Origin of the sequence: Pseudomonas sp. MOIL14HWK12:I2, from assembly GCF_000510745.1 — a bacterium.
In the GTDB taxonomy this organism is placed as follows: domain Bacteria; phylum Pseudomonadota; class Gammaproteobacteria; order Pseudomonadales; family Pseudomonadaceae; genus Chryseomonas; species Chryseomonas oryzihabitans.
Map to the genome: position 1 here is coordinate 44,134 of NZ_AZOA01000007.1, position 25,980 is coordinate 70,113.

Here is a 25,980-nt window from a genome sequence, read left to right on the forward strand (position 1 = left end):
CGACTCGCGACAGGGAGATCAGCCGAGTCTACACGTCGCCGCAACGACTGGCAGTGCTGCGCGCCACTTCCTGGTTGCGCTCGTCATAGAGGCGCGCCCAGGGCCGCCAGCCGGTCTGGCCGGCTTCCAGGCGATAGCGCTCGCCCGCGGCGAAGGCCTTGTAGTTGAGGGTCACCAGGCAGGTGCGCGCCAGCGGATCGGCCACCTGGGCGCCGATGTTGGTGGGCTGCACCTCGAACTGGTAGCGTACCTGCAGATCGTGGCTCCCCGGCCAGACCTGGAAGTAGCGCCTGTCTTCGAGATCCTTGCGGTCGGCGCGCAGGGCTTCCAGCTTGGCCTTGCCGTCGCTGTCCAGATCGATCCAGGCCTGCGCCGGATCCGGCTTGGGCAACGGCCACAGGGAACAGCCACCTAGGAACAGCACAGGCAACAGCAGGCACAGTCTACGCATGACGGCTACAACTCCGGGCAGGGAAGGGCGCGCCACCCAGCCAGGCACCCTGCCTGCGCAACGCACGAGCCGTTGGCTGGCGCTGCTGTCCCTCGTGATCGGACTGAGCGGTTGTACCTCGGTCGGGTACTACGGTCAGATGGTACAGGGCCAATGGGCGCTGATCCGTGATCGCGAGCCCATTGCGACGGTCGTCGCAGATCCCGCGCGACCCGCCGTCCTGCGCGAACGCCTGGCTGCCGCGGCGGCGGCTCGCCGCTTCGCCAGCGCCGAGCTGGCCTTGCCCGACAACGCCAGCTATCGCAGTTTTGTCGAACTCAAGCGGCCCTTCGTGCTGTGGAACGTCTTCGCCACCGCCGAATTCTCCACCCGGCCCACCACCCACTGCTTTCCCATCGCCGGTTGCGTGGCCTATCGCGGCTACTACCAGGAAGCCCGGGCGCGGGCCGAGGCGCAGCGGCTGCAGGCCGAGGGCCAGGACACCTATGTCGGTGGCGTGCCGGCCTATTCGACGCTGGGCTGGTTCAGCGATCCGCTGCTCAGCAGCATGCTGCGCTGGGACGACGATCAGGTGGCGGCGACGATCTTCCACGAACTGGCGCACCAGCGCTTCTATCTGCCCGGCGATACCGCCTTCAACGAGTCCTATGCCACCTTCGTCGAGGGCGAAGGCCTGCGGCAATGGCGCGCCAGTCGCGGTCTACCCCCGCCGGATGCGGGGCGCGAAGCCCGCTACCAGCAATTCCGCGCCCTGCTGCTGACCACCCGCGCCGACCTGGCCCGGCTCTATGCCCAGCCATTGACGGCCGAGGCCAAGCGCGCGGCCAAGGCCCGCCGCTTCGCGCAGTTGCGCAGCGATTACCAGCGGCTGCGCGCCACCCCGGCCTGGCGGGACGACCGCCGCTTCGATGGCTGGATGCAGCAGCCGCTCAACAATGCGCGGCTGGTGCCCTATGGCCTGTACGAACAGTGGGTGCCGGCCTTTGCCGCCCTCTATCGACAGCACCCGGGCAACTGGCCGGCCTTCTTTCACCGGGTCCGGCTGCTGGGCGAGCGCCCGGCGGCCGAACGCGAGCAGGCGCTCAGGGCGCTGCTCGGGCCGGAAACAGGCCCCCAGTCCTAGCGCGGCGCCCGCCAGTTGGACCAGGCGGCGACCAGCCCCAGAGCCGCCGCCAGGGCCAGTCCCAGCCGCGGGGCCAGGCTGCCATCCAGATGCAGCAGCAGCGCCAGGGCCGCGGCGCCCAGGGCCATGCCGGTCTGCCGCGCCGTGGCCTGGACACCGCCGGTGGCGCCATTGCGACCGGCCGGGGCGGCGGTCAGCATGATCCTGTTGTTGGGCACCTGGAAGAAGCCGAAGCCGATGCCACCCACGATCAGGCAGGGAATCAGCAAGGCGGTCGAGCGCTCCAGCGGCATGATCGCCGCCGCGGCCAGCCCCAGGGCGATGCCCAGGCCGCCAAGCATGCACAGCCGCTGCGGCGGGTGGCGGTCGGCCAGGCGCCCGGCCACCTGCGCCGAGACGGCCACGGTGAGCGGCCAGGCCAGCATCAGCAGGGCCACCTGCAAGGGCACCAGTCCGAGCTGGTGCTGCAGATAGAAGGGCAGGGCGAGAAAGCAGAGCATCTGCGCGGCAAAGGAGCAGACCGAGGCCAGCACCGAATGGCGCATGGCCGGCAGCCCCAGCAGATCGACCGGCAACAGCGGCGCCGGCAGACCGCGCTCGCGGCGCACCAGCAGCACCAGGCTGGCGGCGGCCAGCAGCAGCAGACCCAAGCCCTGCAGCGGCGCAGCGCCGAGGCGCTCCAGACCGCCGATACCGGCGCAGAACAGCAGGGCGTTGAGCAGCACGCTGAGGGGATCGAGGCGGCGCTGTGCACGGGGGCTGTCGGGCAGGTTACGCACCAGCAGCGCGATCAGCACCGCCACGGGCACATTGACGGCGAACAGCCAGGGCCAGCCACCCAGGGCCAGGATGGCGGCGCCCAGGCTGGGTGCGGCAGCCGACCCCAGGGCCACGCAGAGGGCATTGATGGCGATGCCACGCCCGAGGCGGTCGCGCGGATAGGAGAGGCGGACGATACCGGCGCTGACGCACATGATGGCGGCGGCGCCCACCCCCTGTAGCGCCCGCGCAGCCACCAGGCTGGCGAGATCCGGCGCCAGGGCGCAGCCCAGGGAGGCCAGGCCGAAGATCCCGACCCCGGCTGCGAAGACCGGCCGCAGACCGTGGCGCTCGGCCACCGCGGCCAGGGGAAACAGCAGGGCCACCAGACTCAGCTGATAGGCGCTGACGATCCAGACCGCCGCCGCCGCCGAGACGTCCAGAGCCTCGGCGATGCTGGGCAGCGCCAGGTTGGCGATGCCGCTGTCCAGCACCGTCATGCTGATGGCCAGCAGCAGGGCGGCCACGGCGCGATAGCGGCGGGGCAGGGGCAGGCCGTCGGTGACGGCGGTGGCGGTGCTCAATCCTCGACCTTCACATGCTGGTCGCTCTCGCCGAGCTTCCAGTAGCCGGCCGCCTTGACCCAGTCCCGCGGCAGTCCCTTGGCCAGCAGCGCCTGGCGCGCGGCGCGGGCTTGGGTGGCCTCACCGGCGATCCAGGCATAGCCTTCGCCTGCCGGCAGCTCCAGCTGTTCCAGGGCCTGCACCAGGGCCTCGGCCGCGGCCTCGCGATAGACCCAGCGGATCTCGGCGGCCGCAGCCGTCGGCAGGGCGATCTCCAGGCCCGGACGGGCCACTTCGGCAACGACTACTACCCGGACGCCGGCTGCCAGCTGCTCCAGGCGGCGAGCGATGGCGGGCAGGGCGGTCTCGTCGCCGGCCAGCAGGTACCAGTCGAAATCCTCGGGCGGCACCAGGGCGCCCTTGGGTCCACCGATGATCAGCTCGGCACCCGGCTGCGCCTGGCGCGCCCAGGTGGTCAGCACCCCGGCTTCATGCAGGTAGAAGTCGATGGCCAGTTCGCCACGGGCGGCATCGTAGTGGCGCGGCGTGTAGTGGCGGCCCACCAGCTGCTCGGGGCTGGCGGCGCGAATCGGCGTGGTGTCGGCGGGGACGAAGAGCTTCACGTGCTCGTCGAAGGCTGCGCTCTGGAAATCGGCCAGGTCGCTGCCGCCAAAGGTCAGGCGCAGCAGGTCGCCACCGAGTGCTTCGCGGCGGACGACGGTTGCCCAGCGACGCTTGAGGTCGAAGCGCACGCGCTGGAAAAGGTGAGGGGCACTGGCATCGCCCTCCCGGCTGTGAAAAGATGTCGCCATTGCGGAGGTACCATTCATTGAGGTTCCTCACTATATTCGAGGTAAGCAGCTTTCATGTCAACCGCCGCCGCCATTGCCGAAGCCCTGATGGATCTGAAACGGCAGATGCGCCAACAACTGGATGAGACCCTCAAGGCCTCCGGACTTTCCTTTGCTCGCTACAAGGTGCTCAAGGTGCTGGAACGCCTGGGCCCCTGCCGTCCGGGCGAGGTCGCCGAACAGCTGCGCCATGCGCCGCGTACCCTGACCGATGCCTTCGATGCCCTGGAACGCGACGGCCTGGTCCGGCGCGAGCCCCATCCCCAGGATCGCCGGGCGCTGCTGGTCCATCTCACCGAGCAGGGTCGCCAGGCGCTGGACCAGGCCCAGGTGCCGCGCACCCAGGCCCTGGAAGCGGTCTTCGCGCCGCTGGACGCCACCGAGCAGGCGCAGTTGCTGGCCTATCTGGAGCGGGTGCGGATCCGCAATTGAGCGGCGGGCGAACTCCGCAGCGGTCGTCGCGCTCGAAAGAAGGACCCTACCGAGGAGAGCCCTTCATGAGCGACCAGCGTTCCGATGCCCATCTGGGCAAGACCCCACCCAACGAACCCGCGCTCGACGAGGCGGGACGACCGGTGGACGTGGTGAAAAAGGACATGGAACAGCCGGAATCGACGCCGACCGATGGCATCGACAAGGTCATCACGCCCACCGATATCAAGACCAAGGAGCAGGAAGCCGAGGAGATCAGCCGCAAGACCGCAGAGGTCGAACGCAAGCTGGAACGCTGATGCTCCACGTGGAACCTCGGGCCAGCCGGGGCTGCCGCGCGCCAGCGGCCTTGGCCGGTCATAGTCCGTACCAGGGCCCGTCATAGCGATTTTGAACGGGTCAAACGCAGGTGGGTGCTTTAGCCTGGACGCGGATCATCTCCCTTCAGCGTCAGGAGCACCCTTGGACCAGATCACCTTCATCGAGCAACTCGCCCGCGAGGGCTTCCAGCCGCCGGTACTGGTCGAGCGCGAGGCCCTGGGCCGCCTGGACTCCCATGCTCATCCCTTCGAAGCCAAGGCGCTGGTCGTCCAGGGCGACTTGCACATCCGCACGGCCACGGGCGAGCGCCACTATGGCGTTGGCGAGGTCTTCCACCTGGCCGCCCAGGAGCCGCATTCGGAGCGCTTCGGTGCCGAGGGCGTGCGCTATCTGGCAGGTCGGCGCCTGGCCTAGCCTTCGCTGTCGTTCTTCTCGATGTCCTTGCGCTGGCGATTGAGGATCACGCAGCCGTAGATGCCGCCGCCCAGCAGCAACACGGCGAGGATGGAAAAGAGGGTCATGAAGAGGGAGTCGTTCATCGTGCTCTCCGAAAGCGTGGTCGGAGCAGTCTAGCGATTCGGCCTGTCGCTGCGAACGGCCTTTATGACGCGGTGTTGCCGATGCCAGGCGGCACCGGCAGGCACCTCAGACCCTTAGCCTTCGAGCGTGGCGTTCAGGTTGATCTTGGCGCCCTTGAGCACCTTGGACACCGGGCAGCCTTCCTTCGCCTGGTTGGCGATGGTGGTGAACTGCTCCTGGGTGGCACCGGGGATCTTGGCCTTCATGGTCAGATCGATGGTGGTGATCTCGAAGCCGTCGCCGACCTTGTCCAGGGTCACGTCGGCCTTGGTCTCGATGCGCTCGGGGGTCAGACCGTTCTGGCCCAGCAGCATGGAAAAGGCCATGGAGAAGCAACCGGCATGGGCCGCGCCGATCAGTTCCTCGGGATTGGTGCCCGGGGTGTCTTCGAAACGGGTGTTGAAGCCGTAGGCATTGTCCTTGAGCGCGCCGCTCTCGGTGGAGATATGGCCCTTGCCATCCTTCAGACCGCCTTGCCAGACCGCGGAAGCATATTTTTTCATGGAGCGTCTCCGGTTGTGGATGAGAATTCATCTAGAACCAGACGGCAGCCGGTAAGTTCGTTGCAGTCGATCCGGGACCCACGTGGTCAACCCTTTTCGACCATCCCTGGAGGCCCCCATGAACTATCGCAATCTAGGCCGCACCGGTCTGAAGATCTCGCCCCTCTGCCTCGGCTGCATGACCTATGGCGTCCCCGAGCGCGGCAATCACCCCTGGACCCTGCCGGAAGACCAGAGCCAGCCGCTGCTGAAGAAGGCGCTGGATCTCGGCATCAACTTCTTCGACACCGCCAACAGCTACTCCGACGGCACCAGCGAAGAGATCGTCGGCCGCTTTCTCAAGGCCAACGCCGTGCGCGAGGAGATCGTGCTGGCGACCAAGGTGTACTTCCCGCTGCGCGACAAGCCCAATGTCGGCGGCCTGTCGCGCAAGGCGATCTTCGCCGCCATCGACGCCAGCCTGCAGCGGCTGGGCACCGACTATGTCGACCTCTACCAGATCCATCGCTGGGACTATCACACCCCCATCGAGGAGACCCTGGAGGCCCTGCACGACGTGGTCAAGGCGGGCAAGGCGCTGCACATCGGTGCGAGCAGCATGTACGCCTGGCAATTCGCCAAGGCGCTGCACACGGCGGAACGCCATGGCTGGACAAAATTCGCCACCATGCAGAACCACCTCAATCTGCTCAATCGCGAAGAGGAGCGGGAGATGCTGCCGCTGTGCCGCGACGCCGGCATCGGCGTGATCCCCTGGAGTCCGCTGGCCCGCGGCCGCCTGACCCGCGACTGGGACGCCAGCACCGCGCGCACCGAAAGCGACGCCTTCGGCAAGACGCTCTATACCGCCAGTGAGGAGTCCGATCGGCAGATCGTCGCCGCCGTGGCGCGCATCGCCGAAGCCCGTGGCGTACCCCGTGCCCAGGTGGCCCTGGCCTGGCTGCTGCAGAAGCCCGGGATCGACGCACCCATCGTCGGGGCGTCCAAGCCGCAGCATCTGGAGGATGCGGTGGCGGCGCTGGAACTGCGTCTGAGCGAAGAAGAGATCGGTGCCCTGGAAGCGCCCTATGTGCCGCATCCGGTGGTGGGGTTCAGCTAAATACACGAGCAGCCCTCACCCCGGCCCTCTCCCGGAGGGAGAGGGGGAAGAGCGGGATGGTGCGGAGAATGAGTTCCGGCGCTCAGGCCGTCACGAAGCTTGATCTCTGGGCTCTAGCTCCACTCTCCCTCAGGGAGAGGGGCCGGGGGTGAGGGTCCCTTCACTTCGACCTCGACTTTTCAGACTGCCCCTGCCCACGCGCGAGGAGTCGCTAGCTCCCCTCTCCCTGAGGGAGAGGGGCTGGGGGTGAGGGCGACCAGACTCAGGCGAAACTCAGGCGAACTGCTCGGCGATCTGGCGTTCGGCGCTGGCCAGGGCCGCGCTCTTGGCTTCGTCGCCATAGGCCAGGCCTTCGGCATACACGGTCTGAACATCGGTGATGCCGAGAAAGCTCAAAACCAGCTTCAGATAGTCCGCATGGGCCAGTCCAGTCGGCTTACCGGCATGGATGCCGCCCGCGGTGGCGACGATGATCGCCTTCTTGCCTTCACAGAGACCCACCGGACCGGCTTCGCTGTAGCGGAAGGTGGTGCCGGCCACGGTGATGCGGTCGATCCAGGCCTTGAGCTGGGTCGGGATGGTGAAGTTGTACATGGGCGCGCCCAGTACCAGGACATCGGCGGCGAGGAATTCCTGCAGGGCGCGGGCGTTGCGCTCGGCTTCGTCGCGCTGTTCGGCGCTGCGCTGCTCGGCCGGGGTAGCGCCGGCGGTCAGGCTGGCGGCGGAGAAGTCGCCCAGGGCATCGTGGGCGAGGTCATGGTAGCTGACCTCCAGTCCGGGGGTAGCGGCCTTGAGGGCGGCGACCACCTTGGCGGTCAGGGCACGGGAGGCGGAATGATCACCGAGGATGCTGGAATCGATGTGCAAGAGTTTCATGTGCGGTAGTCCTGTAGGGTTCGACGCGATGAGCCCAGACTACCGATAAGACGATCGGCTGATTAGTCGCCTAGAATGCGATGCTTCGTCCCATGGATAGGACAATCGTCCATGCAAGACCTCAATGATCTCGCCTACTTCGCCAAGGTGGTGGAAGCCGGTGGCTTCGCCGCCGCCGGGCGGCTGCTGGGCATTCCCAAGTCGCGGCTGTCCCGGCGCATCGCCGAGCTGGAGACGCGCCTGGGCGCGCGGCTGCTGCAGCGCACCACCCGTACCCTGACCCTGACCACCCTTGGCGAGCGCTACCTGGTGCACTGCCAGGCGCTGCTGCGCGAGGCGGAGAGCGCCGCCGAGACGGCGGCCAGCCTGTCCAGCGAACCGCGCGGCCCGCTGCGCGTGTCCTGCCCGGTGGCCCTGGCGCAGCAGTACCTGCCGGAGGTGGTGACGCAGTTCCTCGCGCGTTATCCCCAGGTGCAGCTGGACATGCTGCTGGTCAATCGGCGGGTGGACATCATCAACGAAGGGGTGGACGTCGCCCTGCGCGTGCGGGACCTCGCCGACGAGGAGCCGGGGCTGGTGGTGCGGCGGTTGCGTCAGGCCGCGGTGGTGCTGGTGGCGACTCCCGATTTGCTCGCCGGCCGGTCCCTGGATACACCGGAAGCCTTGCTGGGCCTGCCGCTGCTCGGCGCGCTCGAAGTGGATCGCAAGGTGCATCTGCGTCTGGTGGGCCCCCAGGGCGAACGGCGCGAACTGGTCCTGGAGGCCCGGTTGGGCATCGACGACTTCGGTGTCCGCAAGACCGCCGCCCTGGCCGGTCTCGGCTACACGGTGCTGCCGCTGATCTACTGCCAGGCCGAGCTGGCCGAAGGCCGCCTGCAGCGCCTGTTGCCGGACTGGTCCATCCCCGGTGGCCATCTGCAGGCCGCCTACGCCCACCGTCGCGGCCAACTGCCGGCCGTGCGAGCCTGGCTGGAGCATCTGGAGGCCAGTCTCCAGACGCACGACGGGGCGCCGGTCTAGCTTAGGACTGTCCAGTCCTTATTCGGTCTGTATTTGGTTCTCTGATGTGCCACTGGTAGTCTGACGGGCAATCTATTACTGCCTGGGTCATCTCCGTCGGGAAGCCCAGGCATTCGGCCCAGGAGGACATCCGATGAAAACCGAAACCATCAGCTACTTGAAGCGCCATGCGGCCAATCTGGATCTCGACGAGCCCATGATCGTTACTCAGAACGGGGTACCAGCCTATGTCGTCGAGTCCTATGCGGAGCGCCAGCGCCGCGACGAGGCCATTGCCCTGGTCAAGTTGCTGGCCATGAGCTCGCGTGAGGATGACGAGGGACAGCATCAAACCGCTGCGCAGATCAAGGATCGCCTGGCTGGGCGTTTCTCAGGAGCGTGAATGAACGTGACGCTACGGTTTACCGAGTGCGCCACCCTGAGTCTGGAAGATCAGATCCATCATCTGGCCGATCACACCAGCCAGCAGAAGGCGCTCGCCAGGGTTATCGGGCTGATCGAAGCCGTCGAGAGCCAGCTGTCAGCAGCGCCCCTGGCTTTTCCCGTCAGCCGCCAGGCCAGTGAATTGGGCGTACTGCATTACCGTGAATTCAATCATGACGGTTTCCGGGTCTTCTACGAGATCAAGGCTGCGGAACAGGCGGTGGTCGTGCTGCTGGTACTCAGGCAGAAGCAGAGTGTGGAAAAGGCGCTGATCCGCTACTGCCTGTTGCGCTAGACCACCGTCGCCCAGGCCGAGGCGAGCAGCAGCGCCGCCATCCCCAGGTTGAAGCCGCGCCAGGCGCGGGTCGATTTCAGACCATGTGCCGCGACCCGGCCGAGCAGGGCCCAGAGGCCCAGGCAGGGTACGGACACCAGCAGGAACACCAGGGCCAGCACCAGCACCTGGTGCCAGAGATCGGCACCGGGTTCGGCATAGACGGTCACCACCGCCAGCGCCATGCTCCAGCTCTTGGGGTTGAGCACCTGCAATCCGGCGGTGCCGCCGAAACCGAGGCGGGCGCTATCGTCCGCCACCGCGGGCGCCCCGGCGCGGGCCAGTTGCCAGGCCAGCCAACTCAGCCAGAGCACCCCGGCCCAGGCCAGGGCGCGCTGCCAGTCGGGGTGTTGCGCCAGGGTCTGGCCGAGTCCGAAACCCACCACCAGCACCAGGGCCACCGCGCCCAGGCTGCCGCCCAGCACCAGCGGCAGGCTGGCTCGGGCGCCATGGCGCGCGCTGTGGCCGAGGATGAGCACATTGGTCGGCCCCGGGGTGATGGAGGCGACCAGGGCGAACAGCAGAAAGGGCAGCAGGGACATGGGAGACTCCCGAGTGGACTGAGCCACCAGGGTCGCAAGCCTTGCCGCTAGCGGTCTGGAAGATTCGAGCAGCGCGCGCGATAGGCCGCCGGGGTCAGGCCATAGGCGCGGCGGAACCAGCGCCCCAGGTGACTCTGGTCGGCGAAGCCCAGGGCGGCCGCGGTCTCCGCCGGCGACAGGCCGTCGGCCAACAGGCGGCGTGCTCGCGACAGCCGCAGCTGTACCAGATAGGCATGGGGCGCCAGGCCGAAGGCAGCCTTGAAGGCGCGAGTCAGGCGGAATCTGTCCACCCCGGCGGCCCGGGCCAGCTCCTCAAGGCCGATGTCTTCATGGTGATGGGCATGCAGGAAGTCGCGAGCGCGCAGGGCCACCTGGGGCAGCCGCGGATCGCCGGCCTGGGGCGCGCGCCATTGCAGTTGCGGCAGGAGGCGCAGCAGCAGGGCATCCAGCGCGCTCTGGCGGACGATGCGCAATTCCGGACGACTCAGGACCTCATGGGCCCAGGCTACGGCGCGATGCAGCTCGGCCTGCTCCACCAGGGTTCGGGCGAAGCCGGGTTCGCCCAGGGGCCGGCCGTCGCCATGCAAGCCCTGCAGCTCGCGCGCCAGCCACTGCGGATCGAGATAGAGCATGGAATAGGTGAAGCCCTCGGCCTCCGGCGCCTGGCCGTCGTGCAGTTCGCCGGGCTCCAGCAGAAAGACCTGGCCGGGGGTGCTCAGGTGGCGCTGGCCGCGACAGTGGAATTGCTGCAGGCCCTGCTCGGTGTAGCCCACCAGATAGGCGTCGTGCCAGTGCGGGTCATAGGCATGGCCCTCGAAATGGGCGCGCAGGGTCTCGATGCCGGTCTCGGCGTCCTGCTGCAGCTGGATCCAGTGATCGTCGGCCATGGCGAGAGAAGGGGGCTTTCGGGCCTTTCAGTCTAGTTACTGACCTGATGTCGGTCTGGAAGATTCGTGCAGCCCTAGCGTCCCAACCGCGCGGGCAGCTCCCGTGCCAGGTGGCGGATCAGTTCCGACAGTCGGCGCGGCACGTGGCGCTGCTGGCGGTGCACCGCATAGATGGCCGCCGCCGATGCCTCGTGATCGGTCAGCAGCGGCACCAGGGCGCCGCTGGCGATCAGCTCGGCCACGTCCCATTCCGATCTCAGGATCAGCCCGTGGCCCTCCAGCGCCAGGCGCACCACCACCTCGCCATCGTTGCTGCTCAGGCTGCCGCGGACCTTCTGGGCGAAATGCTGGCCGCCCTTGGTGAAGCGCCAGACGGCGTAGTCGCCGGCGTCCTGGCGCAGCACCAGGCAGTTGTGGTGCGCCAGGTCGGCCACGCTTTCCGGCACGCCGGCCCGGGCCAGGTAGCTGGGGGCGGCGCAGAGCAGGCGGCGGTTGTCCAGCAGGCGATGGGCGATGACCCGGGCGTCCGGCGGCTCGCCGACGCGGATGTCCAGGTCGAAGGGGCCGTCCAGCAGATTCACCGGATGACTGGAAAGGTGCAGGTTGAGCTCCAGCTCGGGATGACGGCGGGCGAAGTCCGACAGCAACGGCGCCAGGTGGCGGCGGCCAAAGCCAAAGGTGGCGTTGAGATTGAGCGCGCCACCCAGGGGCGCATCGGGTCGGCCAACCGCGGCCTCGAGATCCTCCAGCTGAGTCAGCAGCGGACGGGCGCCTTCCAGATAGCGCAGGCCTTCCGGGGTCAGGTCCAGGCGTCGCGTGGTGCGGCGGATCAGCTGCACGCCCAGCCGGCGCTCCAGGGCGGTGAGTCTCTTGCTGACGGCCGCCAGCGACAGGCCCAGTTCCCGGGCGGCGGCGGTCAGGCTGGGGTGGCCAGCCAGGCGGACAAAGAAGGCGAGGTCATCGGCGGACAAGATTCTTGATCCCAGGTTAAGAATGGCTTTCCCTGTGGCGGGATTGTACGCCCCTGGCGCAGGACTACACTGGGTCCCTCTCACCAAGACTGCCGGAGAACGTCCATGCAAGCGTCCAAGCCCCACAAGATCGCGGTCATCGCCGGAGACGGCATCGGCAAGGAAGTCATGCCCGAAGGCATCCGCGTGCTGGACGCCGCCGCCCGCCGCTTCGGACTCTCGCTGCAGTGGGACCACTTCGACTTCGCCAGCGCCGAGTACTACCAGGCCCATGGCAAGATGCTGCCGGACGACTGGTTCGAGACCCTCAAGGACTACGACGCCCTCTATTTCGGCGCCGTCGGTTGGCCGGACGTGGTACCCGACCACATTTCCCTCTGGGGCTCGCTGCTGCAATTTCGCCGCCGCTTCGACCAGTACGTCAACCTGCGGCCCTGCCGGCTGATGCCCGGGGTCAAGGCGCCCCTGGCCAACCGCCAGCCGGGCGACATCGACTTCTATGTGGTGCGCGAGAACACCGAAGGTGAGTATTCCAGCGTCGGCGGCATCATGTTCGAGGGCACCGAACGCGAGGTGGTGATCCAGGAAACGGTGATGACCCGTCACGGCACCGACCGCATCCTCAAGTTCGCCTTCGACCTGGCCCAGCAGCGGCCGCGCAAGAAGCTGACCTCGGCCACCAAATCCAACGGCATCGCCATCACCATGCCCTGGTGGGACAAGCGCGTGGAAGAGATGGGCAAGGCCTATCCGGAGGTGGCGGTGGACAAGTTCCACATCGACATCCTCACCGCCAACTTCGTCCTGCACCCGGACTGGTTCGACGTGGTGGTGGCCAGCAATCTGTTCGGCGACATCCTCTCCGACCTGGGTCCGGCCTGCACCGGCACCATCGGCATCGCGCCCTCGGCCAACATCAATCCGGAACGCACCTTCCCCAGCCTGTTCGAGCCGGTGCACGGCTCGGCGCCGGATATCGCCGGGCGGGGTATCGCCAATCCCATCGGCCAGATCTGGTGCGGCGCCATGATGCTGGAGCACCTCGGCCATGCCGAGGCCGGCGCTGCCGTGGTGGCGGCCATCGAGGCGGTGTTGCGCCAGGGTCCCGAGCAGGCGCCCCTGACCCGCGACCTGGGCGGCCAGGGCACCACCGAAAGCCTGGGGCAGGCCATCGCCGCGGCCCTGGCCTGAGATGGACGGTCTCTTCGCGGGATTCGAACAGCGGCGGCTGAGCGTCAACGGCGTCGAGCTCAATTGCCGCGTCGGCGGTCAGGGCCCGGCGCTGCTGCTGCTCCACGGTCATCCCCAGACACTGGTCATGTGGCACAAGGTAGCGCCGCGGCTGGCCGAGCGCTTCACCCTGGTGGCCGCCGATCTGCGCGGCTATGGCGATAGCGCCAAGCCGGAGGCGGGTGCCGAGGCGTACAGCAAGCGTACCCTGGCGCGGGACAACGTCGAGCTGATGCGCCGGCTGGGCCATGAGCGCTTCGCCGTGCTGGCCCACGACCGCGGCGCCCGGGTCGCCCATCGCCTGGCGCTGGATCATCCCGCGGCGGTGGAGCGGCTGCTGCTGCTGGATATCGCGCCGACCCTGGCCATGTATCGGCAGACCGACGAGGCCTTCGCCCGCGCCTACTGGCACTGGTTCTTTCTGATCCGCCCGGCGCCGCTGCCGGAGCGGTTGATCGAAGCCGATCCGGAAGGCTATCTCAAGGGCGTGATGGGTACCCGCAGCGCTGGCCTGGCGCCCTTTCCGCCGGAGGTGCTGGCCGAATACCTGCGCTGCCTGAGCCTGCCCGGCACTGCCCGTGGTATCTGCGAGGACTATCGCGCCAGCGCCGGGATCGACCTGGCGCATGACCAGGCCGATCTGGATGCCGGGCGCCGGCTGGAATTGCCGCTGCGCATACTCTGGGGCGCGGAAGGCACCGTGGGGCGCTGCTTCGATCCCCTCGCCGAATGGCGCCAGGTGGCCACCCAGGTCAGCGGCCGCGCCTTGCCGGGCGGGCATTACCTGGCCGAAGAGCTACCGGATCTGGTGGTAGAGGAGGCCCTGGCTTTCTTTGGTTGACGCGGTGACTGCAAAGGAGTGTTGCGTCATCTGGCTGTAACAAAGTGTGACGTTATCGAGGTCAAGCGGGTCTATTCGTGAAATTTTCGTGAAAAGAGACCTCGATGAACGCTCCACTCTTCGCTTCCACCTGGCAGTGGCGCCGCCTGGCGCTGTGCCAGGGACTGGCTCTGGGCCTGTTGCTGCTCTGGCTGATTCCGGGTGTGCGCAGCCAACTGCTGGCTTTCGATGCCGGGTTGTTCCATGCCCTCAACGCGCCCCTGGCCCAGTCCACCGCCTGGCTCTATCTCTGGACCTTCTTCAGCCTGAGACCGGTGGATGCCCTCGTTGGCCTGGTGCTGCTGGCGCTCCTGGTCCGTGGCGGCTGGGCCTATCCGGCCCGGCAGGTACGGCCGGCGCTGGCGGCCTTCATCGGCCTGCTGGTGATCCTGCTGATCGTGCGAACGCTGTTGACCAAGGGCATCGAAGCCTGGGGCCTGCAGCATTCCAGTCCGTCCGACGTGCTCTCGGGCGCCTATCTGCTCAGCGATCGCTTTCCCGGACTGGAGCACGGCTGGGAGTTGAAGGACAGATCCGGCGCCAGCTTTCCCGGCGACCATGCCTCGGTGCTGCTGCTCTGGGCGCTGTTCATGGCGCATTTCACCCGCGGCGGACGCCGGTTGATGGTGGCCGCGCTGGCCGTGCTGTTCATGCTGCCGCGCCTGGTGGCCGGCGCCCACTGGGGCTCGGATGACTATATCGGCGGCCTGGCGCTGGCCCTGGCCGTCATCAGCCTGGGCCTGCATACGCCGCTGGCGGCCATCTTCGCCCGCCAGGGTGAGCGCCTGCTGACGCCGCCGTTGCGGAGTCTGGGCCGGTTGCCGCTGCTGGGTCGGCTGAGTCTGCTGCGGCCCTAGCGCCTGCTAGCCGCGCGGCTGGGCCAGGGCTGGCAGCAATTGCTGGTCGATGGCCTGGCGCACCGCCGGCAGCAGCGCCGCGCTGCCGGACAGCAATTCCTGGATCAGTTGCCGCAAGGCCTGGGCGCGCTCCTGGTTGAGTCCCGTCACCGCCTGGCGGCAGGCCTCGTCCGCAGTGGCCGCGGGCGTTACGTTGAAACCCAGCGCACGCAGGCGGTCGCGGAAGTCGTCCTGGTCGATCAAATCGGCGATCATCATGGTGCTGCCCTCTCCGGTGGAATGCCTGGATTCTCCCATCGGCGTCGCAGACGGCAAGCCGGGCTGGCGTCGCCGCATAGCCGGATGTCGTTTTTGGAAAGCGCCGCGCCCGCCAGCCAGGCAATGTAGGTTTATTACGACGTCATGCCCGGACAATCTGCCGCAGGGTCAATAGCGACGTTCGCGGTTAGAATGGCGCCTATCAACGACATTTTCCGGTTGTTCGCCACCAGAGCCGAGCAACCCCCGGTTACACACTGAGGCCCATCAGGGCGTTTGAACCTCTTCCGTCTCCAGCGGTTGAGGTTTTTTTTTGTCTTTTGCCAGGTCAGCAGGGGGCAGGGCGCCCAGTTCGCCCGCGAGAAAGCGCTCCAGGGCCTCGCGCAGCGCCTCGGCCCGCCGACCCCGGGCGCGCAGGGCGCCGTGCAGCAGACCGGCGCCTTGCCACAGGCGACCGGGCGTCCCGCCGGCACGCAGGGCGGCGATATAGGCGCGGCCATGGTCGGCCAGGGGATCGCGCCGGGCCACGGCGACAAAGGCCGGCGCCAGTCCACTGCAATCGCTAGCCTCCAGGGGCAGGGCGAGAGACTCCCGGCGCTGCGCCTGGCGAGGCAGATAGACCTCCATACACGCCCGCCAGTCGGCCGCGCTCAGCAACGGCGCCGCGGCCTGCCGGCGTTCGCTGGGCAGCACCCGCGCGGTCAGCGCCGGATAGATCAGCGCCTGGGCCCGGGGCTGGGCACGCCCTTGCTGCCGCAACGCCAGGCACAGGGCGGCGGCGAGATTGCCGCCGGCACTGTCGCCGGCCACCGCCAGCCGGGTCGGGTCCAGCCCCTGGGTCGGGGCGTGCTGCTGCAGCCAGTCCCAGGCCTGGCGGGCATCGTTCAGAGCGGCGGGATAGGGATGCTCCGGCGCCAGGCGATAGTCCACCAGCAGCACCGCCAGCCCCAGTCGCCGCGCCAGCCGCGCCGCGAGAAAGCCGTGGGAATCCAGATCGCCGAGCATCCAGCCGCCGCCATGCAGATAGAGCAGGGCGGGGCGGTCAGCGGTGGGCTCCCGCGGCGCCACCAACCGCAATGGCACGTCGCCGGCGCGGTGATCGCTGACCGCCAGGCCCTGATAGTCCGCCGGTGCCAGGGCGGCGCAGAGGCGCGTATAGGCCTGGCGTTGGGCCTGGATATCCGGGTCGGCCGTGGCGAAGGCCTGGCTGGCCGCGACGAAGGCGGCCATGTCCGCCGACAGCGGTGGCTGGCTCATCGTTGCAGCACGCGAATCCGGGAATGCAATTCGTCTCTGTCGACATAGCAGCCCTGGAAGTGACGCGCGCCGCTGGCAGGGTCGAATTCATCCCTGGCATGCAGGGCGCGTCTGTTGTCGAAACACCACAGCTGACCCGCTTCGAGTCGGTGTCGATAGCGGAAGCGAACGTCGCGCGTCAGGGTGATGAAGCGACGGTAGGCGCGGTAGAGCAGCGGCATGGTGGCGGGCAGGGTGCTGAAGGGGCCACGCAGGAAATTCGCCATGCGGATTTCCGTCACCTCCTGGTTTTCGCCCAGGGCAATGATGGGCGCCTGGTAGCGATAGTCAGAAGACCTGCCCCGATTGCGGAATTCGATGGGCAGGGTGGTGAGGATCTCGAAGGACTGCGGGTCTTCTTCCCTGAGCACTTCCGCCAGTTTGAATCCATCAACGAAGGTGCTGCTGCCGCCGCGTGCGTCGTTGACCAGGCAGTGCAGGAATTGCAGACCGGGTTGCAACTCGCGGGTCGGCAGATCGGTATGCAGCGGGAGGTTGAAGGCGGTATAGGCGTTGCTGTCCGCATCGACCTTGGACTGGACATCGAAGAGCGTGCCGAAATTGCTTTCCCGGATGAAGGAGATGCGTTTCGCCACGGGGACGAGCGCGCCGCTTTCGGTAGGCACGCCGTGGATCAGGGACAGGCCGGTATCTCTCACTGCCAGCAGCCAGGCCAGCAGCGCGGCGTCGTCGGCCATTACGTCGGTGTAATGGAAGGCTGGAACAGCCAGGCTGCTGCCCCAGAGCCTTTTCTTCGGCTTCAGCCGTTCCCGTTCAGCGAGGGATTCCTCGTCATAGGCGTGGGCGCGCAACCAACCCGCGTCGTAGGTACTGGCATGCCCGTCTTGCCAGAGGATGTCCAGATTGCCGTCATCCGTGAGGGTCACCCGGGCGGCCTGAATGTCTTCGGGAATATCCAGGATCTCGACGACCTGCTCGCGGGTAACGGAATAGACACAGCGCGAGCAGGGACAGTTGTCCCTGAGCCAGAGCAGATGGTAAGGACTGGTTCGGCCATCCAGCCAGTGAACGGTGACATGAGTATCGTCGCCTCGGGCACTGCCTATCGGGCTGATGACTTTATAGGTACTGAAGTCGGCGATGGCGCTCATGTCAGGGTGACTCCGCTGGATCCTTGGGGTCGTTGGTCATTTTCTCGCGGGCGGCAGGCCGATGACCCGCCCAACGTGCTCTGGCCAGGGCGCGTCCCGCTGCGCCGCCAGCTGGGTCGCCAGCCAGTCGTGTACCCGCGGCGCGAAGGGCGCGGAGCGGGGGCCGTCCAGATGGACGTGCAGGAGCAGTTGTTCGGAGGCGGCCAGCAGCTCGGTCTGCCCCTGGTGATGGAGCCCGAAGTGCAGGTGCAGCCGCTTGGCGTCCAGCGCCAGGAATCTCACCCGCACCTCCAGCTGGGCGTCCGCCTTCACCTCATGGAGGAAGTTGAGATGGCACTCCAGGGTGAACAGCGAGTGCCCATTGGCGGCGCGGCCGGCGGCGTCCAGGCCCATGGCGTCCATCAGGGCGTCGGTGGCGTGGCTGAAGATCAGCAGGTAGTAGGCGTCGCGCAGATGGCCGTTGTAGTCGACCCACTCGGGGGCGACGGTGGTGCTGTGGATCAGCATGACCCTTCTCCTAGTCCCGAATCCCGTGGCGTGTCTTGCAGTCGGCGATGGCCGCCTGCACCGCCAGCAGGCAGTCGTCGCGATAGCGCTCCAGCGCCGCCAGTTCCAGGTCGCCCTGCTGGGCCTGGGTGCCCTCGACCACGGCGTCGATCAGGCCGTCGGTCAGCTCCGGGGCTTCCAGGTAGGTCCAGGGCAGTTTCAGTGCCGGGCCGAATTGCTGCATGAAGTGGCGCATGCCCGCCGGGCCGCCAGCCAGGGTGTAGGTGAGGAAGGTGCCCATGAACGACCAGCGCAGGCCGGCGCCATAGCGGATGGCGTCGTCGATCTCGCCGGTGGTGGCGACGCCGTCGTTGACCAGGTGCAGCGCCTCGCGCCACAGGGCTTCGAGCAGGCGGTCGGCAATGAAGCCGGGCACCTCCTTGCGCACCCGCAGCGGCCGCATGCCCAGCTCGCGATAGAAGGCCTCGGCGCGCTCCAGGTTGGCCGTCGAGGTCTGGCTGCCACCCACCACCTCCACCAGCGGCAGCAGGTAGACGGGGTTGAAGGGATGGCCCACCAGGCAGCGCTCGGGGTGCTGGGCGTCGGCATAGAAGTCACTGGGCAGCAGACCCGAGGTGCTGGAGCAGATCAGGGCGTCGGGCCTCGCTGCCCGGCTGACCCGGGCATGGAGGTCGCGCTTGAGCTCCAGACGCTCGGGCGCGCTTTCCTGGATGACGTCGGCAGTGGCCACCGCGGCTTCCAGGTCGGTATGGAAGCTCAGGCGCTCCAGGCTGGCGCCGGGCGCCAGGCCCTGGGCTTCCAGGGCCGGCCAGGCATTGGCCAGGCGCGTGCGCAGGGCGGCCTCGGCGCCGGGCGCCGGGTCCCAGGCGCGGACGTCCAGGCCGCGGGCCAGGGCCCGGGCGATCCAGCCGGCGCCGATCACGCCGGTGCCCAGGGCGGCGAAGACGGCGCTCATCGGGCACCTCCCAGCTGTATCCGGTCCCGCCCTTCGGCCGGGCTCAGGGCGCGTCCGCCCAGCCGCTCGATGATCTGGATGACCCGCTCCACCAGGCTGCCGTTGGTGGCGTGGACGCCCCGGTCCAGCCAGAGATTGTCCTCCAGACCGACGCGGACGTTGCCGCCCAGCAGCATGGCCTGGGCGGCCATGGGCATCTGCATCCGGCCGATGCCGAAGCCGGCCCAGCAGGCACCCGCCGGCAGGTTGTCGACCATGGCCTTCATGGTGGTGGTGTCGGCCGGGGCGCCCCAGGGAATGCCCAGGCACAGCTGGAACAGCGGATCCTTCAGCAGGCCCTCCTTGAGCAACTGCTTGGCGAACCAGAGGTGACCGGTGTCGAAGATCTCCAGCTCGGCCTTCACCCCCAGTTCGGTGATGCGCCTGGCCCCGGCGCGCAGTTGCGCGGGGGTGGAGACATAGATGAAGTCGCCGTCGCCGAAGTTGAGGGTGCCGCAATCCAGGGTGCAGATGTCCGGACGCAATTCCTCGACATGCAGCAGGCGGGTGAGGGGGCCGACCAGGTCCGAGCCGGGGCCGAAGTCGGTGGGCGTCTCGCCCGGGCCGATCTCCAGGTCGCCGCCCATGCCGGCGGTGAGGTTGATGACGATCTCGGTGTCCGCCTCGCGGATGCGCTCGACCACCTCGCGATAGAGCGCCACGTCGCGACTCGGCTTGCCGGTGGCGGGATCGCGCACATGGGCGTGCACCACGGTGGCGCCGGCGCGGGCCGCCTCCAGGGCTGCGGCGGCGATCTGCGCCGGGGTAACGGGGACATGGGGATTGCGGCCTACGGTATCACCGGCGCCGGTCAGGGCGCAGGTGACGATGACATCGGTGTTCATGGGGTCTGTCCTTGGGCGATCAGAGCTTGAGAGCGGCGGGCTGGCCGGTACGGGTGGTCACGCCCTGGAGAAAGGCGTCGAGGCGTTGCGGGTTGTCCTTGAGCCAGGCGCGGGCGGCGTCCTTGGGCGCGGTGCGCTCCAGGATGGGCGCCATCACGGCACTGACCTCGGCACTGTCCATGTGCAGATTGCTGAGCAGGCGCTGGACGTTGGCGCAGCGCTGCGGATAGTCGGCGGTGGTCACCACCGAGACCGTGGCCTGGCCTTCGTTGGGGCCGAAGACGTCTTCGCTGCCGGTCAGGTAGCGCATCTTGATCTGCAGGTTCATCGGATGCGGCTTCCAGCCAAAGAAGACGATCCACTCCTTGCGCTTCTCGGCGCGGCGCACGGCGGTGAGCATGCCCGCCTCGCTGGACTCCACCAGCTGGAAGTCCTTAAGGCCGAAACGGTCGGTCTTGATCATCTCGGCGGTGCCGCGGTTGGCGCCGCTGCCCGGCTCGATGCCGTAGATCTTGCCGCCGAGCTTGTCCTTGAAACGGGCGATGTCGGCAAAGGTCTTCAGGCCCCCCTCGTAGACGTACTCGGGCACCGCATAGGTGGACTGGGCATCGGCCAGCAGCGGCGGAGTGATTACCTTGACCTGCCCCTTGTCGACGAAGGGCTGCACCACCGGCTGCATGGTCGGCTGCCAGTAGCCGAGGAATACATCCAGATTCTTGTCCCCCATGGCCGCCATGATGATCTGCTGGGAGGCGGTGGTCGGCTTCACGCCATAGCCGAGGCCTTCGAGCATGACCTCGGCCAGGGCGCTGGTGGCGACCACGTCGGTCCAGCCGACAATGCCCATCCGTACCGTCTGGCAGCTGTCGGGATCGGCGGCGCGGGCGCTGCCAAGGGTGGCGGCCAGCAGGCCGCAGGCGAGGAGAGTGGCACTGAGGGTCTTGTTGGGCATGACGAACTCCCTGGGGCGGCGGGCGGGGATGACTGCCGGTTGCCTTCTACCCTAGGCGCCTCGCCCCGCCGCCATGTGCAGCCCGACGACCGGAATTTGCACCCTGGCGACCTTCTTGCTTGCCCAAGCCAACCGTTACCGAGGACGCCCCACCCATGCCGCAGTCCTTTGCCTTTCTCCTGCTGCCCGGCTTTTCCGCCCTGGGCTTCATCGCCACCCTGGAACCCCTGCGGGTGGCCAACCGCTTTCGCCCGGGCAGCTACCGCTGGCGCATCCTCGGTCGCGAGGGCGCGGCGGTGACCGCCAGCAACGGCATGTCGGTCAATGTCGACGGCGGCCTCGATGCCCTGGAAGCGGGCACCACCCTGTTCGTGGTGGCCGGTTTCGAGCCCCTGGCCCATTACGACGACGGCCTCGCCAGCTGGCTGCGCCAGGTCGCCCGCCACGGCCATCCCCTGGGCGGGATCGACACCGGTGCCCTGGTGCTGGCGCGTGCCGGACTGCTGGACGGCCATAGGATCACCCTGCACTGGGAGGCGGTGGCGGCCTTTCGCGAAGCCTGGCCGCAGCTCGAGGTGACCGGCGAGCTGTTCGAGATCGACCGCGGCCGCATCACCTGCGCCGGCGGCACGGCCAGCCTCGACCTGCTGCTGGAACTGATCGGCCGCAGCCACGGCAGCGAACTGGCGGTGCAGGTCTCCGAGCAATTCGTGCTCGGGCGCATTCGCCCGCCGCGCGAGCACCAGCGGCTGCAGGTGGCGCAGCGCTACGGTATCGCCAATCGCAAGCTGATCCGCGTGGTGGAGCGCATGGAGCGCCACACCGAGACGCCCCTGGGCACCCTGGAACTGGCCGCCGGCATCCAGGTGACCCGCCGCCAGCTGGAGCGGCTGTTCCGCCTCCACCTGCAGACGACCCCCTCCACCTTCTATCTGCAGTTGCGCCTGGACCGGGCCCGCCAGCTGCTGCAGCAGGGGGAGGCCAGCGTGCTGGACGTCGCCCTGGCCTGCGGCTTCGAGTCCGCGTCCTATTTCTCCCGCTGCTACCGCCAGCGCTTCGGCCTGAGTCCGCGGGAAGACCGACCGCACCGGTCGTCGGCGCCGGAGCTTGCGGCGGCGGCTGCCGGCCTGCCGCCGGGGTAGGCCGACCCGCTCACTGACGCTTCTGGTGATACCCCTGTCGTTTTTGCATCCGGTCGGCCAGGACCCCGGGGCTATGCTGGCCTCGAATCGCCGGCACCCGTTCCGGCGCGAGACCAACGCCGGAGCCCGTCATGAATGCCACCGAACTCCACGCCGACAGCATCGTCATCGACGGGCTGATCATCGCCAAGTGGAACCGCGAACTCTTCGAAGACATGCGCAAGGGTGGCCTGACCGCCGCCAACTGCACCGTCTCGGTATGGGAGGGCTTCCAGGCCACGGTCAACAACATCGCCGCGAGCCAGAAGCTGATCCGCGAGTGCAGCGACCTGGTGGTCCAGGTGCGCACCACCGCCGAGATCCGCCAGGCCAAGGCCCAGGGCAAGACCGGCATCCTGTTCGGCTTCCAGAACGCCCATGCCTTCGAAGACCAGATCGGCTACGTCGAGATCTTCAAGCAGCTCGGCGTGGGCATCGTGCAGATGTGCTACAACACCCAGAACCTGGTGGGCACCGGCTGCTACGAGCGTGACGGCGGCCTGTCCGGCTTCGGTCGCGAGATCGTCGCCGAGATGAACCGCGTCGGCATCATGTGCGACCTCTCCCACGTCGGCTCCAAGACCAGCGAGGAAGTCATCCTCGAATCCAAGAAGCCGGTCTGCTACTCCCACTGCCTGCCGTCCGGCCTGAAGGAGCATCCGCGCAACAAGTCGGACGCGGAACTCAAGTTCATCGCCGACCACGGCGGCTTCGTCGGCGTGACCATGTTCGCCCCCTTCCTGGCCAAGGGCATCGACTCAACCATCGACGACTACGCCGAGGCCATCGAGTACGTGATGAACCTGGTGGGTGAAGACTCCATCGGCATCGGTACCGACTTCACCCAGGGCCACGGCCATGACTTCTTCGAGTGGCTGACCCATGACAAGGGCTACGCCCGTCGCCTGACCAACTTCGGCAAGATCGTCAACCCGCTGGGCATCCGCACCGTGGGCGAATTCCCCAACCTGACCGAGACCCTGCTCAAGCGCGGCATGCCCGAGCGCACCGTGCGCAAGGTCATGGGCGAGAACTGGATGCGCATCCTCGGCGAAGTCTGGGGCGAGTAGTGAATACCTCTGGAGCCTACTGCGCACACCGCTAGCGGCGTCGCGTCCTCGCGCCAGGTTCGCCGTACCTCGGTACCGCTCTCACCTGGCGCTGCGGGGCTCCTTGCCAGCGGCGCGCTCGCTACGGCTCCAAAGGCATTCACCCACACCTTTTTTAGATACGTATTAGCGAATCGGAGCTCCACACATGGCCAGCCACGCCCCCGAAATGCCCATCCAGGTCGACGACGAAACCGGCGTCTGGACCACCGACGCCCTGCCGATGCTGTACGTACCCCGGCACTTCTTCGTCAACAACCACATGGGCATCGAAGAAGTCCTGGGCGCCGACAAGTACGCCGAGATCCTCTACAAGGCCGGCTACAAGTCCGCCTGGCACTGGTGCGAGAAGGAAGCCGAGTGCCATGGCATCCACGGCGCCGCGGTGTTCGAGCACTACATGAAGCGCCTGTCGCAGCGCGGCTGGGGCCTGTTCGAGACCCAGAAGCTCGACCTGGACACCGGCCATGCCGAGGTCAAGCTCAAGCATTCCGCCTTCGTCTACGTCTACGGCAAGGTCAATCGCAAGGTCGACTACATGTTCACCGGCTGGTTCTCCGGCGCCATCGACCAGATCCTGGCCGCCAAGGGCAGTGCCATCCGCACCGTCACCGTCCAGGAATACAGCGGTTCCGAAGAAGGCCATGACGACGGCCTGTTCGTCACCCGGCCGAAGTAACGTCCCGCCCCCGGGTGGCCGCCGACCCGCTCGCCGCCACCCAGCGACACCCCAGAGCAAGAGCGCGGCTCAAGACCGCGCACCAGCCGATCGAGGAGAAGGTCATGGCCTTCGAAGCAATGTTCCAGCCGATCCAGATCGGCAAGCTCACCATCCGCAACCGCGTACTCTCCACGGCCCACGCCGAGGTCTATGCCACCGACGGCGGCATGACCACCGAGCGTTACGTCAAGTATTACGAAGAGAAGGCCAAGGGCGGCATCGGCCTGGCCATCTGCGGGGGTTCCTCGGTGGTCGCCATCGACAGCCCGCAGCACTGGTGGAGTTCGGTCAACCTGTCCACCGACCGCATCATTCCGCACTTCCAGAATCTGGCCGACGCCATGCACAAGCACGGCGCCAAGATCATGATCCAGATCACCCACATGGGGCGCCGTTCGCGCTGGGACGGCGGCCACTGGCCGACCCTGATGTCGCCGTCGGGCATCCGCGAGCCCGTGCACCGCGCCACCTGCAAGACCATCGAGCCGGAAGAGATCTGGCGGGTGATCGGCAACTTCGCCCAGGCCGCCCGCCGGGCCAAGGCCGGCGGCCTGGACGGCGTCGAGCTGTCCGCCGTGCACCAGCACATGATCGACCAGTTCTGGTCGCCGCGGGTCAACAAGCGTACCGACGAATGGGGCGGCAGCTTCGAGAACCGCATGAGATTCGGCATGGAGGTGCTCAAGGCCGTGCGTGCCGAGGTCGGTGACGACTTCTGCGTCGGCATGCGCATCACCGGCGACGAATTCCACCCGGACGGTCTGTCCCACGACGACATGAAGCAGATCGCCAAGTACTACAGCGACACCGGCATGCTCGACTTCATCGGCGTGGTCGGCTCGGGGTGCGACACCCACAACACCCTGGCCAACGTCATCCCCAACATGACCTATCCGCCGGAGCCCTTCCTGCACCTGGCCGCGGGCATCAAGGAAGTGGTCAACGTACCGGTGCTGCACGCCCAGAACATCAAGGACCCGAACCAGGCCACCCGTATCCTGGAAGGCGGCTACGTCGACATGGTCGGCATGACCCGCGCCCATATTGCCGATCCGCACCTGATCACCAAGATCAAGATGGGGCAGATCGACCAGATCCGTCAGTGCGTCGGCGCCAACTACTGCATCGACCGCCAGTACAACGGCCTCGACGTGCTGTGCATCCAGAACGCCGCCACCAGCCGCGAATACATGGGCCTGCCGCACATCATCGAGAAGTCCACCGGGCCCAAGCGCAAGGTGGTCATCGTCGGCGGCGGCCCGGCCGGCATGGAGGCCGCGCGCGTCTCGGCCGAGCGCGGCCATGACGTCACCCTGTTCGAGAAGCAGGAGCAACTCGGCGGCCAGATCACCCTGGCCTCCCGTGCCCCGCAGCGCGACCAGATCGCCGGCATCACCCGCTGGTACCAGCTGGAACTGGCGCGCCTGGGCATCGACCTGCGCCTGGGCACCGCCGCCGATCCGGCGACCATCCTCGACCTGCGCCCGGACATCGTCATCCTGGCCAACGGCGGCCATCCCTTCCTGGAACAGGTCGATCACTGGCACGCCGCCGACGGCCTGGTCGTCAGCAGCTGGGACATCCTCTCGGGCAAGGTCGAGCCGGGCAAGAACGTGCTGGTGTACGACACCATCTGTGAATTCACCGGCATGTCGGTGGCCGACTACCTGGCCGACAAGGGCGCCCAGGTCGAGATCGTCACCGACGACATCAAGCCGGGCGTGGCCATCGGCGGAACCACCTTCCCGACCTACTACCGCAGCCTCTATCCCAAGGAAGTGATCATGACCGGCGACCTGATGCTGGAAAAGGTCTACGCCGAGGGCGACAAGAAGGTCGCGGTGCTGGAGAACGAATACACCGGCGCCCGCGAAGAGCGCGTGGTCGACCAGATCGTCATCGAGAACGGCGTGCGCCCGGACGAGGGACTCTACTACGCCCTCAAGGAAGACTCGCGCAACAAGGGCCAGATGGACATCGAGGCGCTGTTCGCCATCGAGCCGCAGCCGGCGCTGGGCGAGACCGGCAACGGTTACCTGCTCTACCGGATCGGCGACTGCGTGGCCCAGCGCAACACCCACGCCGCCATCTACGACGCCCTGCGCCTGTGCAAGGACTTCTAAGACACGCCCCGTGAGGGTTCGCAACGTCCGGTCGGCACGGACAGCCCCCTCTCCCTGAGGGAGAGGGCGGGGGTGAGGGGCCCAGCTGACGCCTTGGCGTCAAAGCGGGCTCTCCATCTCGGCTTTCTCCCCAGGGAGAGGAGGTGATCCGCCGCCACCCGAGGTCCCGTAGGGAGACCCG

The 25,980-nt window shown here is 67.5% G+C and carries 31 protein-coding genes; 15 read left to right on the forward strand and 16 right to left on the reverse strand.

Features of this window, described 5'->3' with window-relative positions; all coding sequences use genetic code 11:
• Positions 1 to 28 precede the first annotated feature (28 nt).
• Positions 29 to 451 (reverse strand): hypothetical protein, encoded by a 423-nt coding sequence (locus tag PSK12I2_RS0103300; protein WP_007160221.1) that lies wholly within the window; start codon positions 449 to 451, stop codon positions 29 to 31.
• Between PSK12I2_RS0103300 and PSK12I2_RS0103305 the strand changes: the two genes are divergently transcribed.
• The gene (locus tag PSK12I2_RS0103305) at positions 450 to 1,574 is read left to right on the forward strand and encodes an aminopeptidase (protein ID WP_084222055.1); all 1,125 of its coding nucleotides are present in this window, start codon (positions 450 to 452) and stop codon (positions 1,572 to 1,574) included. The genes PSK12I2_RS0103300 and PSK12I2_RS0103305 overlap by 2 nt on opposite strands.
• Here the strand turns inward: PSK12I2_RS0103305 and PSK12I2_RS0103310 are convergent.
• Positions 1,571 to 2,917, reverse strand: a complete 1,347-nt coding sequence (locus PSK12I2_RS0103310; protein ID WP_027597289.1) for an MFS transporter — start codon at positions 2,915 to 2,917, stop codon at positions 1,571 to 1,573. The two genes, PSK12I2_RS0103305 and PSK12I2_RS0103310, sit on opposite strands and share 4 nt — an antisense overlap.
• Positions 2,914 to 3,708 carry a siderophore-interacting protein gene (locus PSK12I2_RS0103315; protein WP_084222062.1) on the reverse strand — a complete coding sequence of 265 codons (795 nt, stop codon included), beginning with the start codon at positions 3,706 to 3,708 and terminating at the stop codon, positions 2,914 to 2,916. The genes PSK12I2_RS0103310 and PSK12I2_RS0103315 overlap by 4 nt, the downstream gene beginning before the upstream one ends.
• 54 nt (positions 3,709 to 3,762) lie before the next feature.
• Between PSK12I2_RS0103315 and PSK12I2_RS0103320 the strand changes: the two genes are divergently transcribed.
• The 3 genes from PSK12I2_RS0103320 (at position 3,763) to PSK12I2_RS0103330 (ending at position 4,914) form a co-directional block, all read left to right on the forward strand.
• Positions 3,763 to 4,179, forward strand: a complete 417-nt coding sequence (locus PSK12I2_RS0103320) for a MarR family winged helix-turn-helix transcriptional regulator (protein ID WP_027597291.1) — start codon at positions 3,763 to 3,765, stop codon at positions 4,177 to 4,179.
• A gap of 65 nt (positions 4,180 to 4,244) precedes the next feature.
• Positions 4,245 to 4,478 carry a hypothetical protein gene (locus PSK12I2_RS0103325; protein ID WP_037007495.1) on the forward strand — a complete coding sequence of 78 codons (234 nt, stop codon included), beginning with the start codon at positions 4,245 to 4,247 and terminating at the stop codon, positions 4,476 to 4,478.
• Positions 4,479 to 4,641: 163 nt separating this feature from the next.
• Entirely contained in the window at positions 4,642 to 4,914 is a 273-nt protein-coding gene (locus PSK12I2_RS0103330; RefSeq protein ID WP_027597293.1) for a hypothetical protein, read from the forward strand.
• Here the strand turns inward: PSK12I2_RS0103330 and PSK12I2_RS25175 are convergent.
• A complete protein-coding gene (locus PSK12I2_RS25175) occupies positions 4,911 to 5,039 on the reverse strand; it encodes a hypothetical protein (protein ID WP_007160228.1) in 129 nt (42 codons plus the stop codon). The genes PSK12I2_RS0103330 and PSK12I2_RS25175 overlap by 4 nt on opposite strands.
• A 114-nt stretch (positions 5,040 to 5,153) precedes the next feature.
• A complete protein-coding gene (locus PSK12I2_RS0103340) occupies positions 5,154 to 5,582 on the reverse strand; it encodes an OsmC family protein (RefSeq protein ID WP_007160229.1) in 429 nt (142 codons plus the stop codon).
• Between the two features lie 118 nt (positions 5,583 to 5,700).
• Between PSK12I2_RS0103340 and PSK12I2_RS0103345 the strand changes: the two genes are divergently transcribed.
• Positions 5,701 to 6,681, forward strand: coding sequence for an aldo/keto reductase (locus PSK12I2_RS0103345; protein WP_007160230.1), 981 nt, complete (start codon positions 5,701 to 5,703; stop codon positions 6,679 to 6,681).
• 273 nt (positions 6,682 to 6,954) lie between these two features.
• Here the strand turns inward: PSK12I2_RS0103345 and PSK12I2_RS0103350 are convergent, their stop codons facing one another.
• On the reverse strand, positions 6,955 to 7,557 hold the full coding sequence (locus PSK12I2_RS0103350; RefSeq protein WP_027597294.1) for an NAD(P)H-dependent oxidoreductase: 603 nt from the start codon (positions 7,555 to 7,557) through the stop codon (positions 6,955 to 6,957).
• Between the two features lie 111 nt (positions 7,558 to 7,668).
• On the opposite strand from PSK12I2_RS0103350, the gene PSK12I2_RS0103355 reads away from it, so the two are divergent.
• The 3 genes from PSK12I2_RS0103355 (at position 7,669) to PSK12I2_RS0103365 (ending at position 9,295) form a co-directional block, all read left to right on the forward strand.
• Positions 7,669 to 8,577 carry a LysR substrate-binding domain-containing protein gene (locus PSK12I2_RS0103355; RefSeq protein WP_027597295.1) on the forward strand — a complete coding sequence of 303 codons (909 nt, stop codon included), beginning with the start codon at positions 7,669 to 7,671 and terminating at the stop codon, positions 8,575 to 8,577.
• 133 nt (positions 8,578 to 8,710) lie between these two features.
• On the forward strand, positions 8,711 to 8,959 hold the full coding sequence (locus PSK12I2_RS0103360; RefSeq protein ID WP_027597296.1) for a type II toxin-antitoxin system Phd/YefM family antitoxin: 249 nt from the start codon (positions 8,711 to 8,713) through the stop codon (positions 8,957 to 8,959).
• The gene (locus tag PSK12I2_RS0103365) at positions 8,960 to 9,295 is read left to right on the forward strand and encodes a type II toxin-antitoxin system RelE/ParE family toxin (RefSeq protein ID WP_027597297.1); all 336 of its coding nucleotides are present in this window, start codon (positions 8,960 to 8,962) and stop codon (positions 9,293 to 9,295) included. It abuts the gene before it with no gap.
• On the opposite strand, the gene PSK12I2_RS0103370 is transcribed toward PSK12I2_RS0103365, so the two are convergent.
• The 3 genes from PSK12I2_RS0103370 to PSK12I2_RS0103380 form a co-directional block, all read right to left on the reverse strand.
• Positions 9,292 to 9,876: a LysE family translocator gene (locus tag PSK12I2_RS0103370; RefSeq protein ID WP_027597298.1), complete on the reverse strand. Its 585-nt coding sequence runs from the start codon at positions 9,874 to 9,876 to the stop codon at positions 9,292 to 9,294. The two genes, PSK12I2_RS0103365 and PSK12I2_RS0103370, sit on opposite strands and share 4 nt — an antisense overlap.
• A gap of 47 nt (positions 9,877 to 9,923) precedes the next feature.
• A complete protein-coding gene (locus PSK12I2_RS0103375; protein ID WP_027597299.1) occupies positions 9,924 to 10,763 on the reverse strand; it encodes an AraC family transcriptional regulator in 840 nt (279 codons plus the stop codon).
• A 74-nt stretch (positions 10,764 to 10,837) separates the two neighbouring features.
• Positions 10,838 to 11,734: a LysR family transcriptional regulator gene (locus tag PSK12I2_RS0103380; protein WP_037007496.1), complete on the reverse strand. Its 897-nt coding sequence runs from the start codon at positions 11,732 to 11,734 to the stop codon at positions 10,838 to 10,840.
• A gap of 105 nt (positions 11,735 to 11,839) precedes the next feature.
• On the opposite strand from PSK12I2_RS0103380, the gene PSK12I2_RS0103385 reads away from it, so the two are divergent.
• The 3 genes from PSK12I2_RS0103385 (at position 11,840) to PSK12I2_RS0103395 (ending at position 14,701) form a co-directional block, all read left to right on the forward strand.
• Complete coding sequence (locus PSK12I2_RS0103385; RefSeq protein ID WP_027597301.1) at positions 11,840 to 12,925, forward strand: tartrate dehydrogenase; 1,086 nt, start codon at positions 11,840 to 11,842, stop codon at positions 12,923 to 12,925.
• A 1-nt stretch (position 12,926) separates the two neighbouring features.
• Positions 12,927 to 13,805, forward strand: coding sequence for an alpha/beta fold hydrolase (locus PSK12I2_RS0103390; RefSeq protein ID WP_027597302.1), 879 nt, complete (start codon positions 12,927 to 12,929; stop codon positions 13,803 to 13,805).
• Between the two features lie 104 nt (positions 13,806 to 13,909).
• Complete coding sequence (locus PSK12I2_RS0103395; protein WP_027597303.1) at positions 13,910 to 14,701, forward strand: phosphatase PAP2 family protein; 792 nt, start codon at positions 13,910 to 13,912, stop codon at positions 14,699 to 14,701.
• Between the two features lie 6 nt (positions 14,702 to 14,707).
• Here PSK12I2_RS0103395 and PSK12I2_RS0103400 read toward each other — a convergent pair whose 3' ends face one another.
• The 7 genes from PSK12I2_RS0103400 to choX form a co-directional block, all read right to left on the reverse strand.
• Positions 14,708 to 14,959: a hypothetical protein gene (locus PSK12I2_RS0103400; RefSeq protein ID WP_007160239.1), complete on the reverse strand. Its 252-nt coding sequence runs from the start codon at positions 14,957 to 14,959 to the stop codon at positions 14,708 to 14,710.
• 267 nt (positions 14,960 to 15,226) lie between these two features.
• Entirely contained in the window at positions 15,227 to 16,216 is a 990-nt protein-coding gene (locus tag PSK12I2_RS0103405; RefSeq protein WP_256203939.1) for an alpha/beta hydrolase, read from the reverse strand.
• The gene (locus tag PSK12I2_RS0103410; protein WP_027597305.1) at positions 16,213 to 17,367 is read right to left on the reverse strand and encodes a gamma-butyrobetaine dioxygenase; all 1,155 of its coding nucleotides are present in this window, start codon (positions 17,365 to 17,367) and stop codon (positions 16,213 to 16,215) included. The genes PSK12I2_RS0103405 and PSK12I2_RS0103410 overlap by 4 nt, the downstream gene beginning before the upstream one ends.
• A gap of 36 nt (positions 17,368 to 17,403) precedes the next feature.
• Complete coding sequence (locus tag PSK12I2_RS0103415) at positions 17,404 to 17,874, reverse strand: thioesterase family protein (RefSeq protein WP_027597306.1); 471 nt, start codon at positions 17,872 to 17,874, stop codon at positions 17,404 to 17,406.
• Between the two features lie 10 nt (positions 17,875 to 17,884).
• Positions 17,885 to 18,829, reverse strand: coding sequence for an L-carnitine dehydrogenase (locus tag PSK12I2_RS0103420; RefSeq protein WP_027597307.1), 945 nt, complete (start codon positions 18,827 to 18,829; stop codon positions 17,885 to 17,887).
• Positions 18,826 to 19,713, reverse strand: a complete 888-nt coding sequence (locus PSK12I2_RS0103425; protein ID WP_027597308.1) for a 3-keto-5-aminohexanoate cleavage protein — start codon at positions 19,711 to 19,713, stop codon at positions 18,826 to 18,828. The genes PSK12I2_RS0103420 and PSK12I2_RS0103425 overlap by 4 nt, the downstream gene beginning before the upstream one ends.
• Before the next feature lie 19 nt (positions 19,714 to 19,732).
• On the reverse strand, positions 19,733 to 20,665 hold the full coding sequence (gene choX, locus PSK12I2_RS0103430; protein WP_027597309.1) for a choline ABC transporter substrate-binding protein: 933 nt from the start codon (positions 20,663 to 20,665) through the stop codon (positions 19,733 to 19,735).
• Between the two features lie 155 nt (positions 20,666 to 20,820).
• Between choX and PSK12I2_RS23585 the strand changes: the two genes are divergently transcribed.
• From PSK12I2_RS23585 to dgcA, 4 genes are all read left to right on the forward strand, one after another.
• Positions 20,821 to 21,807 (forward strand): GlxA family transcriptional regulator, encoded by a 987-nt coding sequence (locus tag PSK12I2_RS23585; RefSeq protein ID WP_037007497.1) that lies wholly within the window; start codon positions 20,821 to 20,823, stop codon positions 21,805 to 21,807.
• A gap of 131 nt (positions 21,808 to 21,938) precedes the next feature.
• Positions 21,939 to 22,916, forward strand: a complete 978-nt coding sequence (locus PSK12I2_RS0103440) for a dipeptidase (RefSeq protein WP_027597310.1) — start codon at positions 21,939 to 21,941, stop codon at positions 22,914 to 22,916.
• Between the two features lie 187 nt (positions 22,917 to 23,103).
• Complete coding sequence (locus PSK12I2_RS0103445) at positions 23,104 to 23,634, forward strand: DUF5943 domain-containing protein (RefSeq protein ID WP_027597311.1); 531 nt, start codon at positions 23,104 to 23,106, stop codon at positions 23,632 to 23,634.
• Positions 23,635 to 23,738: 104 nt separating this feature from the next.
• Positions 23,739 to 25,799 (forward strand): dimethylglycine demethylation protein DgcA, encoded by a 2,061-nt coding sequence (gene dgcA, locus PSK12I2_RS0103450; protein WP_027597312.1) that lies wholly within the window; start codon positions 23,739 to 23,741, stop codon positions 25,797 to 25,799.
• Positions 25,800 to 25,980 lie beyond the last annotated feature (181 nt).